The 18,044-nt window shown below is 65.6% G+C and carries 13 protein-coding genes; 4 read left to right on the forward strand and 9 right to left on the reverse strand.

The window, feature by feature from the left end; genetic code table 11:
* Positions 1-3 precede the first annotated feature (3 nt).
* The 5 genes from MO486_RS10130 to MO486_RS10150 form a co-directional block, all read right to left on the reverse strand.
* A complete protein-coding gene (locus MO486_RS10130; RefSeq protein WP_242907042.1) occupies positions 4-1,059 on the reverse strand; it encodes a 2-oxoacid:ferredoxin oxidoreductase subunit beta in 1,056 nt (351 codons plus the stop codon).
* Between the two features lie 3 nt (positions 1,060-1,062).
* Positions 1,063-2,901 carry a 2-oxoacid:acceptor oxidoreductase subunit alpha gene (locus tag MO486_RS10135; protein ID WP_242907044.1) on the reverse strand — a complete coding sequence of 613 codons (1,839 nt, stop codon included), beginning with the start codon at positions 2,899-2,901 and terminating at the stop codon, positions 1,063-1,065.
* 154 nt (positions 2,902-3,055) lie between these two features.
* Positions 3,056-4,894 carry an FAD-dependent oxidoreductase gene (locus MO486_RS10140; RefSeq protein WP_242907046.1) on the reverse strand — a complete coding sequence of 613 codons (1,839 nt, stop codon included), beginning with the start codon at positions 4,892-4,894 and terminating at the stop codon, positions 3,056-3,058.
* A 208-nt stretch (positions 4,895-5,102) separates the two neighbouring features.
* Positions 5,103-8,312 (reverse strand): efflux RND transporter permease subunit, encoded by a 3,210-nt coding sequence (locus tag MO486_RS10145; RefSeq protein ID WP_242907048.1) that lies wholly within the window; start codon positions 8,310-8,312, stop codon positions 5,103-5,105.
* 6 nt (positions 8,313-8,318) lie between these two features.
* Positions 8,319-9,449 (reverse strand): efflux RND transporter periplasmic adaptor subunit, encoded by a 1,131-nt coding sequence (locus MO486_RS10150; protein ID WP_242907051.1) that lies wholly within the window; start codon positions 9,447-9,449, stop codon positions 8,319-8,321.
* Between the two features lie 81 nt (positions 9,450-9,530).
* Between MO486_RS10150 and MO486_RS10155 the strand changes: the two genes are divergently transcribed.
* From MO486_RS10155 to MO486_RS10165, 3 genes are all read left to right on the forward strand, one after another.
* Complete coding sequence (locus MO486_RS10155) at positions 9,531-10,205, forward strand: TetR/AcrR family transcriptional regulator (RefSeq protein ID WP_242907053.1); 675 nt, start codon at positions 9,531-9,533, stop codon at positions 10,203-10,205.
* A gap of 120 nt (positions 10,206-10,325) precedes the next feature.
* Positions 10,326-11,021, forward strand: coding sequence for a protein-L-isoaspartate O-methyltransferase (locus MO486_RS10160; RefSeq protein WP_242907055.1), 696 nt, complete (start codon positions 10,326-10,328; stop codon positions 11,019-11,021).
* Positions 11,022-11,037: 16 nt separating this feature from the next.
* Positions 11,038-12,465 (forward strand): TolC family outer membrane protein, encoded by a 1,428-nt coding sequence (locus MO486_RS10165; RefSeq protein WP_242907057.1) that lies wholly within the window; start codon positions 11,038-11,040, stop codon positions 12,463-12,465.
* A gap of 3 nt (positions 12,466-12,468) precedes the next feature.
* Here the strand turns inward: MO486_RS10165 and waaA are convergent, their stop codons facing one another.
* The gene (waaA, locus tag MO486_RS10170; protein ID WP_242907063.1) at positions 12,469-13,764 is read right to left on the reverse strand and encodes a lipid IV(A) 3-deoxy-D-manno-octulosonic acid transferase; all 1,296 of its coding nucleotides are present in this window, start codon (positions 13,762-13,764) and stop codon (positions 12,469-12,471) included.
* Positions 13,765-13,840: 76 nt separating this feature from the next.
* Between waaA and lpxL the strand changes: the two genes are divergently transcribed.
* Entirely contained in the window at positions 13,841-14,764 is a 924-nt protein-coding gene (gene lpxL / locus MO486_RS10175; protein WP_242907065.1) for an LpxL/LpxP family Kdo(2)-lipid IV(A) lauroyl/palmitoleoyl acyltransferase, read from the forward strand.
* A gap of 76 nt (positions 14,765-14,840) precedes the next feature.
* On the opposite strand, the gene MO486_RS10180 is transcribed toward lpxL, so the two are convergent.
* The 3 genes from MO486_RS10180 to MO486_RS10190 are packed head-to-tail and all read right to left on the reverse strand — an operon-like array spanning position 14,841 to position 18,013.
* Entirely contained in the window at positions 14,841-15,599 is a 759-nt protein-coding gene (locus tag MO486_RS10180; protein WP_242907067.1) for a glycosyltransferase family 2 protein, read from the reverse strand.
* Between the two features lie 13 nt (positions 15,600-15,612).
* Entirely contained in the window at positions 15,613-16,902 is a 1,290-nt protein-coding gene (locus MO486_RS10185) for an O-antigen ligase (RefSeq protein WP_242907069.1), read from the reverse strand.
* Positions 16,892-18,013 (reverse strand): glycosyltransferase, encoded by a 1,122-nt coding sequence (locus tag MO486_RS10190; RefSeq protein ID WP_242907071.1) that lies wholly within the window; start codon positions 18,011-18,013, stop codon positions 16,892-16,894. Before MO486_RS10190 ends, MO486_RS10185 begins: the two co-directional genes overlap by 11 nt.
* Positions 18,014-18,044 lie beyond the last annotated feature (31 nt).

Below are 18,044 nucleotides of genomic sequence, written 5' to 3' on the forward strand. Positions count from 1 at the left end.
GGCTCAACGCAACGACGCGTTGATCTTGGCAAGCGTCGCCGCACCCGGACTCAACTCGGCGGCGCCCAATGTGTTCAACGGCACAGCAACCGTATTCAGGTGCTCGTGCAGATCGTTCGCTTCCGCGTCGACGAACAGCAGACCAGTCACCACCTCTCCTTCCGAATGCCGCTGCTGGATCAGGTTCATCGCCGTGAGACGATCGCGCGGATCGTAGGCGTCATCGAGCTTGCGCAGGCGCAACACGGAACCGTTGTGCTGCTCGACCGTAACCGTATCTCCGGCCGGATAGTCCACCGCGATCTCGGCACGCGGCAGCATCACGTCGAGCTGATTGACCGCGTCGTTGTGCTCGCGCACATAGTCGTAGCTCTTGGTGCTGCCGGCGTGGTTGTTGAAGGCGACGCACGGACTGATCACATCGAGGAACGCCGCACCGCGGTGCATCAGCGCCCCTTTGATCAACGGCACCAGCTGCTGCTTGTCGCCGGAGAAACTGCGCGCGACGTAGCTGGCGCCCAGTTGCAGCGCCATCATCACCATGTCGATCGGGCTGTCGGTGTTGGCCACGCCCTTCTTCGACATCGAGCCCTGGTCCGCGGTCGCCGAAAACTGGCCCTTGGTCAGGCCGTACACGCCGTTGTTCTCGACGATGTAGACCATGTTCACCCCGCGCCGGATCGCGTGCACGAACTGACCGATGCCGATCGAGGCGGAATCGCCGTCGCCGGATACGCCGAGGTAGATCAACTCGCGGTTGGCGAGGTTGGCGCCGGTCAGCACCGACGGCATGCGCCCGTGCACGGTGTTGAAACCATGCGACTGGCCGAGGAAGTAGTCCGGTGTCTTGCTGCTGCAACCGATGCCCGACAGCTTCGCGACGCGATGCGGCTGGATATCGAGCTCCCAGCAGGCCTGGATGATCGCCGCTGAGATTGAATCGTGGCCACAGCCCGCGCACAGCGTGCTGATCTTGCCTTCGTAGTCGCGGCGGGTAAAACCGGCTGCGTTGCAGGCGAGCGTGGGATGGTGGAGCTTGGGTTTGGCCAGGTAAGTCATGTCTCAGGCCACCTTCTCGTGTTTCATTGCCGACTCCAATCGAGCCGAGATCGCACCTGCGATGAACCTCGCGGTGATCGGCGTGCCGTCGTAGTGCAGCACCGCGACCAGCCGCGCCGGATCGATGCCGAACTCGTTGACCAGCAAGGAGCGCAGCTGGGCGTCGCGGTTCTGCTCGATCACGAACACCGATTCGTGCGCCTCGATGAAGGCACGCACCGAGTCCGGGAACGGGAAGGCGAGGATCCGCAACGTATCCAGCGCGATGCCCTCGCCGCGCAGCCGTTCGATCGCCTCCTGCATCGCAGGACTGGTTGAACCGAAATAGATCGCGCCGTGTCGCGCCGGCACATCGGAATGCCGCAGCACCGGTTGCGGCACCAGCGCCTTGGCGCTGTCGAACTTCTGCAGCAGGCGCTGCATGTTGTAGACGTAATCCTTGCCCCGCTCCGAGTACTGCGCTTGCGGATTGCGCGAGGTGCCGCGGGTGAAATAGGCGCCCTTTTCCGGATGCGTGCCCGGGTAGGTGCGGTACGGGATGCCGTCGCCATCGAGATCCTTGTAGCGCGCGAACTCTCTGCCCGCCTCCAGCTCTTCGGCTGTCATCACCTTGCCGCGGTCGTAGGCACGCGCGTCGTCCCAGGCGAACGGCGCGCACAGGCGCTGGTTCATGCCGATGTCGAGGTCAGTCATCAGGAAGATCGGTGTCTGCAAGCGGTCGGCCAGGTCGAGCGCGACGGCCGCGAACGCGAAACACTCATGCGGATCTTCCGGAAACAGGAGCACGTGCTTGGTGTCGCCGTGCGACGCATAGGCGGCGGCGAGGATGTCGGACTGCTGCGTACGTGTGGGCATGCCCGTCGAAGGGCCCCCGCGCTGCACGTCGATGATCGTCACCGGGATTTCGGCGAAGTACGCCAGACCGATGAATTCGTTCATCAGCGACACGCCAGGTCCGGACGTGGTGGTGAACGCGCGCGCGCCGTTCCAGCCGGCGCCGACGATCATGCCGATCGAGGCGATCTCGTCCTCGGCCTGGATGATGGCGTAGCGGGCCTTGCCATCGCTGTCGACGCGATACTTCTGGCAATACTTGGTGAAGGCCTCGGCCAGCGACGACGACGGGGTGATCGGATACCAGGCGCAGACGGTCGCACCGCCGTAGACGCAGCCGAGCGCGGCCGCAGCATTGCCTTCGACGAAGATCCTGTCACCGACGGCGTCGGCCTTTCGTACCTGCAGCCCAATCGGGTGCGGCAGGTGTTCCTTGACCCAGTTGCGGCCTAGGTGCAGCGCTTCCACATTTGGCTTGAACAGCTTTTCCTTGCCCTTGTACTGCTCGCCGATCAGGGTTTCGATGACTTCGGGATCGACGTCGAGCAACGCGCTCAGCGCGCCGACATACATGATGTTCTTGAACAGCTGGCGCTGGCGCGGATCGCTGTAGGTTGCGTTGCAGATCTCCGTCAGCGGCACGCCGATGATCTGGACGTCGTCGCGGAACTTCGACTTCGGCATCGGCTTGCTGCTGTCGTAGAACAGATAACCGCCGGATTCGATTTCGGCGACATCGTCGTCCCAGGTCTGCGGATTCATCGCCACCATCAGGTCGACGCCGCCGCGGCGCCCGAGCCAGCCCTGCTCGCTGACGCGCACCTCGTACCAGGTCGGCAGGCCCTGGATGTTGGACGGGAAGATGTTGCGCGGACTGACCGGGACGCCCATGCGCAGGATCGCCTTGGCGAACAGCTCGTTAGCCGAAGCCGAACCGGAACCGTTGACGTTGGCGAACTTGACGACGAAGTCGTTGATCGACGCGATGGGGGCGTGGGAGGGCGTCATGCGATCTCCTCCCCGGTTGTCACTTCATCGCACTTGGCAACACGATCTGTAGTCATTACGCAGGCGGGCATCCAGTGGCGTCGATTGCGCGAGCAATGCGCCAAGTCACCGGATCCCCGCCTCCGCGGGGATGACGAGCGAGGGCAAGGCGTCATCACGCCGCCTCCCGTGCATGCTTGTTGCGGCATCCAGACCCCGCATACGTCTCCAGCAACAGGAACTTCTGCATGTCCCAGGCGCCAGTCGGGCAGCGCTCGGCGCACAGACTGCAGTGCAGGCAGACGTCCTCGTCCTTGACCATCACCCGCATCGTCTTCAGCGGTTCGGAGACGTAGAGATCCTGTTCCTTGTTGAGCGCCGGCGCGGTCAGGCGCGTGCGGAGTTCGTCTTCTTCATCATTGGCGGTGAAAGTGATGCAGTCAGTCGGGCAGATATCGACGCAGGCATCGCACTCGATGCACTTGTCGCGGGTGAATACGGTCTGCACATCGCAGTTGAGGCAGCGCTGGGTTTCCTTCCACGCGGTCTGCACGTCGAATCCCACCTCGACTTCGACCTGGATGCTGTCGAGCTTCTTCGCCGCCTCCGACCACGGCACCACGTAGCGCTCGTCGGGCGACACCGCGTTGTCGTAACTCCACTCGTGGATGCCCATCTTCTGCGAGTCGAGGTGCACGACCGGATCCGGGCGCTGGCGCGTGTCCTCTCCATGCAGCAGCTTGTCGATCGAAATCGCGGCGGCATGTCCATGGGCCACCGCCCAGATGATGTTCTTCGGTCCGAACGCGGCATCGCCGCCGAACAGCACATGCGGCAACGTCGACTGGTGCGTGACCTTGTCGACCACCGGCATGCCCCATTCGTCGAAGTCGATGCCGAGGTCGCGCTCGATCCAGGGGAACGCATTCTCCTGGCCGACCGCGATCAGCACTTCGTCGCAGGCATGGAATTCGTCGGGCTCGCCGGTCGGAACCAGCTTGCGGCGTCCCTTGTCGTCGTACTCGGCGCGCACGCGTTCGAAGGTCATGCCGGTCAGGCGACCGCTGGCGTGCACGAAGGTCTTGGGCACGCGGTAGTCGAGGATCGGGATGCCTTCGTGCTGCGCATCCTCTTTCTCCCACGGACTCGCCTTCATTTCGTCGAAGCCGGAACGCACCAGCACCTTGACGTCGCTGCCGCCGAGCCGGCGCGCACTGCGGCAGCAATCCATCGCGGTGTTGCCGCCGCCGAGCACCAGCACGCGCTTGCCAACCTTGGTGACATGGCCGAAGTACACCGAGGCCAGCCAGTCGAGACCGACGTGGATCTGGCCTGCGGCTTCCTTTCGTCCGGGAAGGTCGAGGTCGCGGCCGCGCGGCGCGCCACTGCCGACGAAGACCGCGTCGTATTGCTTCGCGAGCATCTCGCGCATGGAGTCGATGCGGTGGTTGCCGACGAACTCGACGCCGAGATCGAGGATGTAGCCGGTCTCCTCGTCGATGACTTCTTCCGGCAGGCGGAAGCGCGGCACCTGCGTGCGCATGAAGCCACCTGCCTTGGGATCGGCCTCGAACACGGTGACGTGATAGCCGAGGGGCGCAAGGTCACGCGCGACGGTCAGCGACGACGGCCCGGCACCGACGCAGGCGATGCGCTTGCCGTTCTTCTGCGTCGCCGGCTGCGGCATGCGCGCGCGCACGTCGCCCTTGTGGTCGGCGGCGACGCGCTTGAGCCGGCAGATCGCCACCGGCTCGGGCTTTTCGCTCATGGAAGGCGGACCGTTGTTCTCTTCCACGCGCCCGCGTCGACACGCCGGTTCGCACGGGCGGTCGCAGGTGCGGCCGAGGATTCCCGGGAAGACGTTGCTGTGCCAGTTGACCATGTACGCGTCGGCATAGCGGCCGGCGGCGATCAGGCGGATGTACTCGGGTACCGGGGTGTGCGCCGGGCAGGCCCACTGACAGTCGACGACTTTGTGGAAGACGTCGGGATTGCGAATATCGGTCGGCTTCACTGCGACCCTCGCTGCTGGCAAAACCGGACGCGCCGGTCATCGCTTGCAGCCCGAGTCTAGTCCTGTCCGCGGCTGTGCGTCATGGGGTGGCTTCCATTCCGGCTATCCCGGCTGAGTCCGGCGTTCAGCATTGACGCAGCCGCAGAAGATTCGCAAACCGGGCCGCCCCGTCGAGGGAGGGAGCGAAGCGACCCGACCGCGAAAGTCGTCAGGCGCTAGCCGCCGGTTTGACCCTGAACCAGGCCGCGTACAGCGCCGGCAGGAACAGCAGCGTCAGCGCCGTCGCCACGATCAAACCGCCCATGATCGCCACCGCCATCGGCCCGAAGAACACCGAGCGCGACAACGGGATCATCGCCAAGACCGCCGCAAGCGCAGTCAACACGATGGGACGGAAGCGGCGCACGGTGGCGTCGATGATCGCCTGCCACTGCGCGCTGCCGGCGGCGATATCCTGTTCGATCTGGTCGACCAGGATCACCGAGTTGCGCATGATCATGCCGAACAACGCGATCGTGCCGAGCATCGCGACGAAGCCGAACGGCACGCGCAACACCAGCAGGAACAATGTCACGCCGATCAGGCCCAGCGGCGCGGTCAGCCATACCAGCAGCACGCGCGAAAAGCTGCGCAGCTGCAGCATCAGCAGCGTGGTGACGACGAGCACGAACAGCGGGATGCCGGCATTGACCGAGTTCTGCCCGCGCGCAGAATCCTCGACCGTGCCGCCGGTCTGGAGCAGGTAGCCCGACGGCAACGCGGTGCGGATCGGCTCCAGTGTCGGCTCGATCTGCGCGACCACCGACGCTGGCAGCTCCTTGCCGTAGATATCGGCACGCACCGTCACCGTCGGCAGGCGGTTGCGGTGCCAGATGATGCCGTCCTCGAAACTGTATTCGAGCGTGGCGATCTGGCTCAGCGACACCGACTTGCCGCTGGCCGTAGGGACAGCGAGCGAGCCGAGCATGCTCAGCCGCTCGCGTTCATCGCCTGGGCCGCGCAGCAGGATCTCGATCAGCTCGTTGCCTTCGCGATACGTGCTGACCGATGTGCCAGAAAGCGAGCCTTGCAGGAATTTCGCCAGCTGCGCCGAGCTCACGCCTAAGGCACGTGCACGGTCCTGGTCGATCTGCATGCGCACGACCTTGCTCGGTTCGCTCCAGTCGAGGTTGACGTTCACCACGTGCGGATTGGCGCGCACCTTGTCCGCGATCTGGCGGGCGATCGCCTGCACGCGATCGATGTGCTCGCCGGAGATACGGAACTGCACCGGATAGCCGACCGGCGGGCCATTCTCCAATCGCGTCACGCGCAATTGCAGATCAGGAAACGCCGGTATCGCCTTTTCGATCAGCCAGGAACGCACAGCCTCGCGCGATTCGATGTCCTTGGTCAGCAATACGAACTGGGCGAAGTTCGCCGCCGGCAATTGCTGGTCCAGCGGCAGGTAGAAGCGCGGCGAGCCGGTGCCGACGTAGGCGACATAGCTTTCGACGCCCTCCTGCCGCTTCAGCATCGCTTCGAGTTTCTTCGCCTGCGCGCCGGTGGCTTTGAGCGAGGCGCCTTCGGCCAGTTCCATGTCGACCATCAGTTCCAGGCGCGTCGACGCCGGGAAGAACTGCTGCGGCACGAAGCGGAATAACATGATCGAGGCGACGAAGATGGCCACGGTGATCGCGATCACCGTCTTGCGGTACTCGACGCACCACGCCACCAGCTTGCGGAAGCGTTGGTAGAAGCGGGTCTGGTACGGATCGTGCGCGGCTTCGTGGTGATGCTTGGCGGTGATATGGTCGGACATCGCCTCGCCCACGCGCGGCAACGTGCGCACACGCGCTGCGAATGCATCGCGCAAGCGTCGGAATGCGCGCGTAACCGGGCCTTTCGGAGCCTCTTCCGCGCCCTGCTCGGTCAGCAACTGATAGCCGAGATAGGGAATGAACACGACAGCAGCGATCCACGAGATCAGTAGCGCGATCGTCACCACCTGGAAGATCGAGCGCGTGTATTCGCCGGTGCTCGACGCTGCGGTCGCGATCGGCAGGAAGCCCGCCGCCGTGACCAGGGTGCCGGTCAGCATTGGGAACGCTGTGCTGTCCCATGCGAACGCTGCGGCCCGGATGCGATCGAAACCTTGTTCCATTTTCACGACCATCATCTCGACAGCGATGATGGCGTCGTCCACCAGCAGACCCAGCGCCAGCACCAACGCACCGAGCGAAATCTTGTGCAGGCCGATGCCGAAGTACTGCATCACCGCGAACGTCATCGCCAGCACCAGCGGGATAGACAACGCCACCACGGTGCCGGTGCGCAGGCCCAGCGAGAGGAAGCTCACCAGCAGCACGATCGCGACAGCCTCGGTGAGCACCTTCACGAATTCATCGACCGAGCGCGTCACCGCCAGCGGCTGGTCCGACACCTTGCGCAACTGCATGCCCGCGGGCAGCGTCTTCTGCAAGCGCGAAAATTCTGTTTCCAGCGACTTGCCCAATTTCAGGATGTCGCCGCCGCTCTTCATCGAGACCGCCAGGCCGATCGCGTCCTCGCCGAGGAAACGCATGCGCGGCGCCGGCGGATCGGAGAAGCCGCGCGTGACTTTCGCGATCTCGCCAAGGCGGAAGGTGCGGTCGCCGGCACGGATCGGGAAATCGCGGATTTCCTCGACCGAATCGAAGCGACCGGTCACGCGCAGTTGCACGCGCTCGCTGTCGGTTTCGAAGAAGCCGGTGGGCACGACCGCGTTCTGTTCGTCCAGCGCCTGCTGCACAGTCGGCAGAGGAATGCCGAGCGAGGCCAGCTTGGTGTTCGATAGTTCGATGAAGATCTTCTCGTCCTGCAGGCCGATCAGATCGACCTTGGCGACGTCGGGCACGCGCTGCAGTTCCAGTTCCACGCGCTCGGCGTAGTCCTTCAGCGTCGCGTAATCGAAGCCGGTGCCGGTCAGCGCGTAGATGTTGCCGAAGGTGTCGCCGAATTCGTCGTTGAAGAATGGCCCGATCGCATCGCGCGGCAACGTCGAACGGATATCGCCGACTTTTTTGCGGACCTGGTACCACAGCGGCGGGATGTCCTGGTTCCGCAGCGAGTCCTTGGCGATGAAGATGATCTGCGACTCGCCCGGGCGCGAATACGCACGGATGAATTCGTACTGGCCGGTTTCCAGCAGCTTCTTCTCGATGCGTTCGGTGATCTGCTTCGAGACTTCTTCCGCGGTCGCGCCCGGCCAGATGGTGCGCACCACCATCGCCTTGAAGGTGAACGGCGGATCCTCGGACTGGCCGAGATGGCGATACGACCAGGCACCGAGCAAGCCCAGCATGAGGATGGCGTAGAGCACCAGGGAACGGTTGCGCAGCGCCCATTCCGACAGGTTGAAGCGGTGCGTGCCGGAAGGTTGCGGGTTGGAATCCTGCATGGCGGCTTACTTCGCCGTCGCCGCGTGTGCGACCGCCGGCTCCATCGCCGGTCGGTTTTCGCGATCGACCGGCGCCACGAGTTGCCCTTGGCGCAGCAGATGGCCACCCGCGGCTACGATCCAGGCGTCGGCCGCCACGCCGCCCAGCACCGGCACGACGTTTTCGCCATACGGACCCAGCTTCACTGGCGTCAGATGCAGCTTGCGCGTGGCCGGATCGACCACCCAGAGCGACGGCGGATCACCGTTGTTACGTTGCACGGCCGACAGGGGCACCGTCAGTGCGGCGCGGTTGCCGTTGTCCTGCACGTAGACGCGCGCGCTCTGGCCGAGCTCGACTGCGTTCGCCGCGTCACCGATGAGGTCCACGCGCGTGGCATACGTGCGCGCCTGCGGGTCGGCGGCTGGTGCGATTTCGCGGATCGTGCCGGGAAAGTGCTGGCCTGGTGCATTCCACAGTTCCACCAGCACCGGCTGGCCGACGCGGAAGTCGCGGATGCGCGACTCCGGCAATGCGATTGCGACTTCGCGCCCGGCGGCGCCGGCGAGGGTGAAGATGGTCTGGCCGGCGGTGACGGTCTGTCCGGCTTCGGCGTTGCGGGTGGCGATCACGCCGTCGCGCGGTGCACGGAGTTGCGTGTAGGCGGCTTGATTGCGGGCGACATCCATTTGCGCGCGCGCCGCACGCGCCTGGCCGCCGGCGGCGGTGTAGGCGGCGTTCTGTGCATCCAGCGCCGAACGACTGACCAGTTGCTGCTGCGCGAGCTTGGCGTAGCGGGCGCGATCGGCGCTGGCGCGAGCCAGTTCGGCTTCGGCGGCGGCGAGTTGCGCTTGCGCGGCCTGCGCTTGCAGGCGGAGGTCGCCGGGATCGAGCTCGGCCAGCACGTCGCCGCGCTTGACCTGGTCGCCGGCATCGACGTCGCGGCGCACCAGGTTGCCGCCGACACGGAACGACAGCGGGCTTTCCTCGCGCGCGCGGATCTCGCCGGCATAGGCGGTCAGCGCCGCTTCCGGGCCACCGCCCGGATGCACCACCAGGACCGGCTTCGCCGTTTCCGCCGGCTTTTCGCCGGCGCCACAGGCCGTCAATGCGACCGCTGCCACCACCACTGCCAATACCTTGGCGACGCCTGCCATGCCAACACTCCGGCCATACGGCCATTTAATGGACTTGTGGGTATAGTATATTTAGCGAACCCGATAGTCTAGTATTGCCCCATGACCGATCCCTTCGCCATCGCCAAGTCCCGTGCTGCCAAACCGGCGGGCCCGGGACGCCCGAAAGATCTCGGCAAGCGCGCCGCGATCCTCGATGCGGCCAAGCGCATGTTCACCCTGCACGGATTCGAAGGCGTGAGCATGGACCAGATCGCGGCCGAGGCCGGGGTCTCCAAGCTCACCGTCTACAGCCATTTCGGCGACAAGGAGACGCTGTTCTCCGCCGCGATCACCGCCAAGTGCGAAGAGCAATTGTCGAACGGCCTGTTCGCGATCGATCCAGCCGTTCCACTGCGCGATCAATTGCTGGGCATCGCCCGTGCCTTTTTCACCTTGATCACCAGCGAGGAAGCGCTGGCGATCCATCGCGTGGTGACCACCCAGCCGCCGCCGGCCAAGCTCGGCCAGCTGTTCTGGGAAGCCGGCCCGCGCCGCGTGCAGGAAGCCTTCGAGGCCTTCCTGCGTGACGAGATTGCTACCGGACAACTTGCGGTGCCCGACGTGCACCGCGCCGCTTCGCAGTTTTTCTGCCTGCTCAAGGGCGAACTGCACGCGCGCCTGCTATGCGGTTGCGGCGGCTTCAGCAGCGACGAAGTCGAAGCGCACCTGCAGGCCTCGGTCGACATGTTCCTGCGCGCCTACCTGGCGCCACATTCGCCGCGGCTCGCGCGATGACGGCAGTCCCGGTTACTTCTGGCACTCAGTATCGGTGTGCTAGCACAGCGATCCTGTGCCTAACGGAAGCGGTCCCGGCCGGCTAAAATTGGCGGTTTACCGCAGCGGACGACACAGAGCATGAGCCCGACCCAAGCAACGACTCCAACGAACACGCCGAGCCAGCTCGATTACACCAAGGCCCGCGAATTGATGGTCGAACAGCAGGTTCGACCGTGGGACGTGCTCGACGCGCGCGTGCTCGACGCGCTTTCCTCCATTCCGCGCGATGCGTTCGTGCCGGCAGCGCATCGCGCGCTGGCCTATGTCGACGTCGCGCTGCCGCTGGCCCACGGCGAAGTCACGATGAAGCCGGTAGTCGAAGGCCGCATGTTGCAGGCGCTCGCGCTGACGCCCAGCGATGAGGTCCTCGAGATCGGCACCGGCAGCGGTTTCATCTCCGCCTGCCTCGGCCATCTCGCGCGCGACGTGGTCAGCCTCGAATTGCACGCCGACCTCGCCGATGCCGCCCGCGCCCGTCTGACCGCGCAGAACCTCGCCGGCAACATCCGCATCGAGACCGCCGACGCACTGGCGTGGACGACGGAACGCCGCTTCGATGCGATCTGCGTGACCGGCGCCGTCGACCGCATTCCATCGCGTTTCCTCGAATGGCTGCGTCCAGGCGGCCGCCTGTTCGTGGTGCAAGGTCGCTCGCCGGTGATGGATGCGGTGCTTGTACGCAACGATGTCAACGGACAACGTATCGAATCGTTGTTCGAAACCGATTTGCCCTATCTCGTCGGCGCAGCCCCGGCGCCCACTTTCGAGTTGTAAAGACAAAGGATCCTGTATGCGCCGTCGCCCCCTCGTTCTCGCCCTAGCCGCTGTCATCACTACGTCTGCCCTGCTGCCGGTCGCCGCCAGCGCCGAAGACCTGATGCAGACCTACGAGCTGGCCCGCGCCGGCGATCCGCAGTTCTCCGCTGCCGAGTCCAACCGCGATGCCACCAAGGAAGGCGCGGTGCAGGCGCGCGCGGCACTGCTGCCGCAGATCGACGGCACCGCCACCTACCGGCGTTCGCGCAGCACCGGCCCGTCGTCGCAGACCCAGTTCGATCCGGCGACCGGCCAGCCTATCCGCTTCACGGGCGAGTCGGAAAGCGAGACCAACAGCCGCAACTACAGCGTCAACGGCAGCCAGGTGCTGTTCGACTTCGGCGCCTTTTCCCGGGTCCGCAGCCAGAACGCGCTCAGCCGCGCCAGCGACTTCACCCTCGAGGCCGCCGGCGACACCCTGATCACCCGCACCTCGGCCGCCTACTTCAACGTGCTGATCGCGGTCGAGACCCTGGCTGCCGCCGAAGCGCAGGAAGCGGCGTTGAAGAAGCAGTTCGACTTCGCCGACAAGCGCCTGGAAGTCGGCCTGGCGCCGATCACCGACGTGCATGAAGCGCGCGCCCAGTACGACAGCGCCCGCGCCAACACCATCGTCACCCGCAACGCGCTTGAGGATGCTTATCAGGCGTTGGCGGAAATCACCGGCCAGCCGGTCCGCAACCTCAAAGCCCTGCCGGACGACTTCCAGCCGGCGCTGCCGAACGAGCAGGACGCCGAAGCGTGGGTCAATACTGCGCTGGCCAGCAATCCGAGCCTGCAGGGGTTGAAGGAACAGGTCGCTTCGGCCGAGGCCGACGTCAACACCGCGCGCGCCGGTCACCTGCCGACGCTGTACCTCAATGGCAGCTACAGCAAGGGCGCCACCTGGGGAGACAACACCTTCACCAGCGGCGCCTTCTCGAGCACGTTCCCGACCGGTAGCGAAAGCCGCGGCCCGGCGGTCGGCGTCACCCTGAGCGTGCCGATCTTCTCCGGCGGCGCCACCCAGTCGCGCGTGCGCCAGGCGTTGGCGCAGCGCGACGTGAGCGCCGACCAGCTCGAGCAGCAGAAGCGCGCGGTCGTGCGGACCACCCGCAACGCCTACCAGTCGCTGCTTGCCGGCATCAGCGAAGTCGAAGCGCGGCGTTTGGCATTGGTGTCGGCGAAGGCCGCCTACGACGCATCGCAAGTCGGCCTGGAAGTCGGTACCCGCACCGTGCTCGACGTGCTGAACAACCAGAACACGTTGTTCAACGCCCAGCGTGAATACGCGCGCGCCAAGTACAACTTCCTGCAGACCCGGCTATCGCTGGAGCAGTCCGCCGGCACGCTCGACGCCGACGACGTGCAGGACGTCAATCGCCTGCTGACGGTCGATGCCGAGGCACAGCTGAAGCAGTAAGCCTCATTGCGCCGGTGGCAACACCGGCGCAATCAGTTGCAGCGTCTGCGCCAACGCGCCGCGCCCCTGCTCCACCAAGGCCTGTCCTGCGGCAACCATGTCTTGTCGCAGCGAAGCATCGGCAAGCAATTGCTCCAGGGCATCGGCAACCGCATCGGCATCCGCGCCGATGCGCAACGCGCCTGCCTCGTCGAGCTTGCGCGCGATCTCGGCAAAATTATGCAGATGCGGACCAGTGACGATCGCGGTACCGACCGCCGCTGGTTCCAGCAAGTTGTGCCCGCCGATGTCCTGCAGGCTGCCGCCGACGAAGGCGACTTCGCTGCAAGCATAGAAGTTCATCAGTTCACCGAGCGTATCGATCACGAACACGGCATCGCTCGCGCCAGCCCAACGCGTCAGTTTGCGCGTAGCCACCTGCCAACCGGCAGCGTGGGCATGATCAACCACGGCACGGAAACGTTCCGGATGCCGCGGCGCCCATAACAGCAGCAGATCGGGCCAGCGTCCACGCAAGCGTCGGTGGATCGCCACGACTGCAGCTTCCTCGCCTTCGTGCGTACTGGCAGCAATCCATACCGGGCGCGCACCCGATTGCGAGTGGAATTTTTCCACGAACGTCGCCAGGCCTTCCGGCACGGCCATGTCGTATTTCAGGTTGCCGGTTTCCAGCACTTGTTCCGCGCGCGCCCCCAGGCGAACGAAACGCCGCGCATCGGCGTGCGACTGCGCCGCCACGGTACGCACCGTGCGCAACGCGCGCCCGATCAACGGCGCCAGCACGCGATAGCCGCGCAATGAACGCGCCGACAAGCGTGCGTTGATGATGTAACTAGGAATGCCGCGCTCGCGGCAGCCGAACAACAGGTTCGGCCATAACTCGGTTTCCAGGATCAAGGCCGCACTCGGGCGGAAGTGTTCGATGAAACGCCCCACTGCGCCGGGCAGGTCATAGGGCAGGTAGACGTGCTCGACGGCGTCGCCCCACAACGCGCGCACCCGCGCCGAGCCGGTTGGCGTGATGGTGGTGACGAGCAGCCGCAGATCGGGGCGTTCGCGACGCAAGGCGTTGACCAGCGGCGCGGCGGCGTTGACTTCGCCGACGGACACCGCATGCAACCACAGCGATGCTGCCTGCGGCGGCGAACGATAGACCGCGTAGCGCTCGTCCCAGCGCTGGAAGTACTCGCGCTGGCGGAAGCCGCGCCAGATCAGGTGATAGACCGTGATCGGCAGCAACAGGTACAGCGCGGCCGAGTAGAGGCCGCGCAGTATCTGTTCGATGGGGTCCGTCCGCATCGCGGAAGAATACGGGAAGCCGCATCCGGGCCGATAGGAGCGGTGCCGATGAAGCAGCGCCAGTAGAATCGTACCCATGAGCACAACGCCCGATGCCCTCGCCCGACCACCACTGGGCCCGCGCCATTGGCCGACCTGGCTGGGCATCGGCACCATGGCCTTGCTGGCACGGCTGCCGTGGTCGCTGCAACGCATGCTCGGACGAGGGCTTGGCGCCTTGCTCAGACTTGCCATGAGCAAACGCCGCGCAATTGCTGCACGCAATCTCGAGCTGTGTTTCCCCGAACTCGATGCCAGCGCACGCACGGCCTTGCTTCACGAGCATTTCGCCGCACTCGGCATCGGCCTGTTCGAATTCGGACGCGCGTGGTGGGGTTCGATCGCGCCGTTGCGCGATGGGTTGAACATCGAAGGCCTGGAGCACATGCAGGCCGCGCGCGCGAATGGTCGCGGCGTGATCGTGGTGTCCGGCCATTTCACCACGCTGGAAGTGTGCGGGCGTCTGCTCTGCGACCACGTGCCCTTGGCCGGCATGTATCGCCCGCACGCCGAGCCGGCGATGGAATGGGCCGTGAAGCGCGGCCGCCTGCGTTACGCCGCGGCGATGTTCAGCAAGCAGGAGCTGCGCCCGGCGGTGAAACACCTCAAGCAAGGCGGCCTGCTGTGGTACGCGCCCGACCAGGATCCGAGCCGCGGCGACAGCGTCTACGTGCCGTTCTTCGGCCGGCCTGCGCACAGCCTCACCTCCACGCATCAACTCGCACGCCTGTCAGGCGCGGCCGTGGTGGCGTTCCAGCACCTGCGCCGCGACGACGGCGGCTACACCCTGCGGCTGATGCCGGCGTTCGAGGATTTTCCATCGCGCGATGCAACCGTCGACACCGCGCGAGTGATGTCCGCGATCGAAACCATGGCGCGCACTGCGCCTGCGCAATATCTGTGGATCCACCGCCGCTTCAAGCGCCAGCCTGACGGCGGCTCGCCTTACGAGGGTGTGTGAGTGAGTGGGAGTGGGAGCGACGTAAATTGCGATGCCGGCAGCAAGAATCGCGACTTACGTCGCTCCCACGAGAGCCTCAATCCTCTCGCCCACGTTGCGCTTCCAGCAACTTGGCATACTTGAGGAAGGCATAGAACGCCTGCGTCTTCGCCGCGAAGAATCCAGCCCAGCCGTTGAGGAAATAACGCTTGCCGAAGTAGAGCTTGGCGAAGGCGAACGACGGGTACAGCAGCAGGCGCAAACCGAGCATTGCAGGACGCTTGCTGCGTTTTTGCTCGACCAGCCCGCTGGAATAACGATTGATCTTGTCGACGCGATCGGCCAGCCGCGGTTCGCCGTAATGCCGGAACGGCGCATCCAGGTCGATGGCCGTGCCCTCCACTTCCGGTGCCGCATGCACTGGTACTGCGTTCATGCGTCCGCGCGATTTGCGGAACAAGCGCAATTGCCAGTTCGGTCGTGTCGCTGGATGCGGCCAGCGCCAGAACAGCCATTCCTGGCGTGGCAGGCGATAACCATCGGCGCGTGGTGCCGCGAGTTCGCGTTCGATCGCGGCGCGCCCAGCCTCGGTGAGGTGCTCGTCGGCATCCAGCAACAGGATCCAGTCGTGGCTGGCGCGGTCGATCGCGCTTTGCTTCTGCGGGCCATAACCCTGGAACGGCTGCACCGCGACGCGCGCGTCGTATCGCGCAGCGATCTCGCGCGTGGTGTCTGTAGAGTCGGAATCCAGGACCACCAGCTCGTCGCAGAACGACAGGCTGGCGAGGCAAGCCTCCAGCGTCGCTGCGTTGTTGAACGTGGTCACCACGCCCGACAGCGGCGCGCGCGCGCTCATTTCTGCAGCCGCCTCATTGCGGCTGACGCGCCAGCAGGCTGCCGGCGTACAGCGCCGCGAGCAGCAAGGTCAGCCCGCCCCAGAACGTGGAATAGAACGCGAGGTGGGTGTTGAACGGGAAGACCGTCACCGCCAGCGCCAGCATCGCCGGGCGCGCGCGTTCGCGCGCGTCCACCGTCGCGTAACGCCACGCGCGCCAGGCCAGCGCCGCACCGGCCAACCACAGCAACAGGCCGAAGGCGCCGGTTTCGCTCAACACTTCCAGCAGCAGTTGATGCGCATGCAATGCCGGACCCGTACCCCAGGCCGCAATCTCGCCCGCCTGCTGATCGCACGCAGGGAACGCCTCGCGGAATCCGCGCGCGCCGACGCCGTTGACCGGATGTTCGCGGAACATGCACCACGCCGCCGACCAGATCCGGCTACGTCCCGATAGCGCATTGTCGACGCCGGCCTGTCCGGCCGTCAGGACATGGGTCGTGCGCTCGATGCGCTCGCGCACCTGCGGTGAAGCCACGCTCAATACCGCGAGCGCGATCGCACCGAACGCGAATACCGCCAGCAGTTTCTTCCAGCCCAGCAGGCGCCACCCGGACCACAGCAACACCAATGCATAGGTGATCCACGACGCACGCGTCCCGGCGAGCAGGATCACGCTACCGATCGCCGCGGCGGCCACGCACCAGCCGAGAACGCCATAACGCTTGCCGACCGCATACAGTGCGAACGGTGACAGGCTCGCGATCACCTGGCCCAGCTTGAGGTTGCACGGCCCAAGCACACCGCTGAGGCGATCGGCACTGGCGGCCGCTTCCGCACTGCACATGCCATGGCCGCTGATCGCGTGCTTGATCGTATCGATGCCGAAGAACAGCGGGCTGGTGCCGGTGACCGCCTGCAGCAGCGCGTCGATGGTCCAGACCGCGAGGATGATCGCGAGCCCACCGAACGTGATGCGACGACCGCGTTCGTCGGCAACCGCCATCGCGGCCAGCCACAGGAACGGCAGATAACGCAGGTCGACCGCTGCTTCACGCAATGCGCGCCCGCGATCGACCGCATCCAGCGCGGACACTGCCTCCGGCAACCAGTAGGCGAAGAACAACACGCTGGTCAATGCCCAGGCCGGGGCGCTCAACAAAGCGGCGCCGCCGCGGAAGCGCGCCAGCAGCAGCTTGATGATCGCCACGAAAGCGCCCAGCACCATCACCGCTTCGGCGTAGCCAGGTGCTGGCCACAGCGCGACGAAGGCCAGTACCCAGGCCGGCGCCCATCGCCAACCTGGCGTGGAATCAATGTTCATCGAAGAGTTCTGCATAGACCGCGAGCGTCGACTCCTGCATGGCACGCAAGGTGTGCGGCATCGTAACTGGTGGCGCAGGCGGCTGCGCGAGCAGCCGGCGCGCGATGTGCACCAGCGCCGCGATATCGAACGGCACCACCGCGCCCTGCGGCTGCAATTCGCGCAGCAGTTCGCCGACACCACCATGCGCCCAGCCCAACACCGGACGACCGACTGCCAGCGCTTCCAGCACGGTGCGTCCGAAAGCCTCGGGTTTGCGCGACAGCTGCAACACCAGGTCGGCGGCGGCGTAGGCGGTGGCGATCTCAGCGGTGGGCGGTGTCAATGCAATCGCATCGGCGATGCCGAGACGCGACGCCTCGGCTTCGAGTTCGGCGAGATATCCCTCGCGACCGGCCGCACGCGCGCCAGGCAGCCATAACCGCGCATCGCGCCCGTCGCCGCGCAAGGCCGCCACCACGGCCAACGCATCGGCATGCCCCTTGAGGCGCGTGCCACGGCCGGGCAACAGCAACAACGGCCCATCGCCACCGAGCTGCGGATGCAAGGCGGCCACGCGTGCCCGCGCTGCGCGATCGGGCGACGGAGCTTGCGGGAAGGCAGCGGGATCGATCCCGCGCGGAATCACCCGCAACTTGTTCGCATCTGTCTGCGGGTAATGCCGCAGCACGTAATCGCGCACGGTATTCGATACGCAGATCACGCGTTCGCCGCGCGTCATGATCGCGCTGTAGCGCGATGGCGAGTTCAAGCCATGCACCGTGGTGGCGAAACGCGGACGCTGTGCTCCTGACATCCCGCGCAATGCCCACCAGGACAGCCATGCCGGCAGGCGCGAACGGGCATGCACGATGTCGACGCGTCGTTCGGCGAACAGGCGCCGCAACGCGCGCACATGCCGCAACGTCCACAGCGACTTGCGGCCGATCTCCAGCGTGACGTGTTCGGCACCCGTCGCGGCCAGCTGCGGCACCAGACGGCCCCCGGCGGATACCACGATCGCGCGATGCCCGGCACGCACCAAGGCCTCGGTAATTTCCAGTGTCGAACGTTCGACCCCGCCCGATTCCAGCGCAGGCAGCAGTTGCACGACGGTGAGTGGACGGCTCATAGCGCTGGTTTGACGCCGCGCATGGCCGCTG

It is taken from the genome of Lysobacter sp. CFH 32150 (assembly GCF_022758295.1).
Lineage (GTDB): Bacteria > Pseudomonadota > Gammaproteobacteria > Xanthomonadales > Xanthomonadaceae > CFH-32150.

Bases quoted from the DNA above. Each gene is read 5' to 3' on its own strand.
- MO486_RS10130 (WP_242907042.1), bottom strand. From the start codon at position 1,059: ATGACTTACCTGGCCAAACCCAAGCTCCACCATCCCACGCTCGCCTGC.
- MO486_RS10185 (WP_242907069.1), bottom strand. From the start codon at position 16,902: ATGAACATTGATTCCACGCCAGGTTGGCGATGGGCGCCGGCCTGGGTA.
- MO486_RS10190 (WP_242907071.1), bottom strand. From the start codon at position 18,013: ATGAGCCGTCCACTCACCGTCGTGCAACTGCTGCCTGCGCTGGAATCG.
- waaA (WP_242907063.1), bottom strand. From the start codon at position 13,764: ATGCGGACGGACCCCATCGAACAGATACTGCGCGGCCTCTACTCGGCC.
- MO486_RS10180 (WP_242907067.1), bottom strand. From the start codon at position 15,599: ATGAGCGCGCGCGCGCCGCTGTCGGGCGTGGTGACCACGTTCAACAAC.
- MO486_RS10150 (WP_242907051.1), bottom strand. From the start codon at position 9,449: ATGGCAGGCGTCGCCAAGGTATTGGCAGTGGTGGTGGCAGCGGTCGCA.
- MO486_RS10165 (WP_242907057.1), top strand. From the start codon at position 11,038: ATGCGCCGTCGCCCCCTCGTTCTCGCCCTAGCCGCTGTCATCACTACG.
- MO486_RS10135 (WP_242907044.1), bottom strand. From the start codon at position 2,901: ATGACGCCCTCCCACGCCCCCATCGCGTCGATCAACGACTTCGTCGTC.
- MO486_RS10145 (WP_242907048.1), bottom strand. From the start codon at position 8,312: ATGCAGGATTCCAACCCGCAACCTTCCGGCACGCACCGCTTCAACCTG.
- MO486_RS10160 (WP_242907055.1), top strand. From the start codon at position 10,326: ATGAGCCCGACCCAAGCAACGACTCCAACGAACACGCCGAGCCAGCTC.
- lpxL (WP_242907065.1), top strand. From the start codon at position 13,841: ATGAGCACAACGCCCGATGCCCTCGCCCGACCACCACTGGGCCCGCGC.
- MO486_RS10155 (WP_242907053.1), top strand. From the start codon at position 9,531: ATGACCGATCCCTTCGCCATCGCCAAGTCCCGTGCTGCCAAACCGGCG.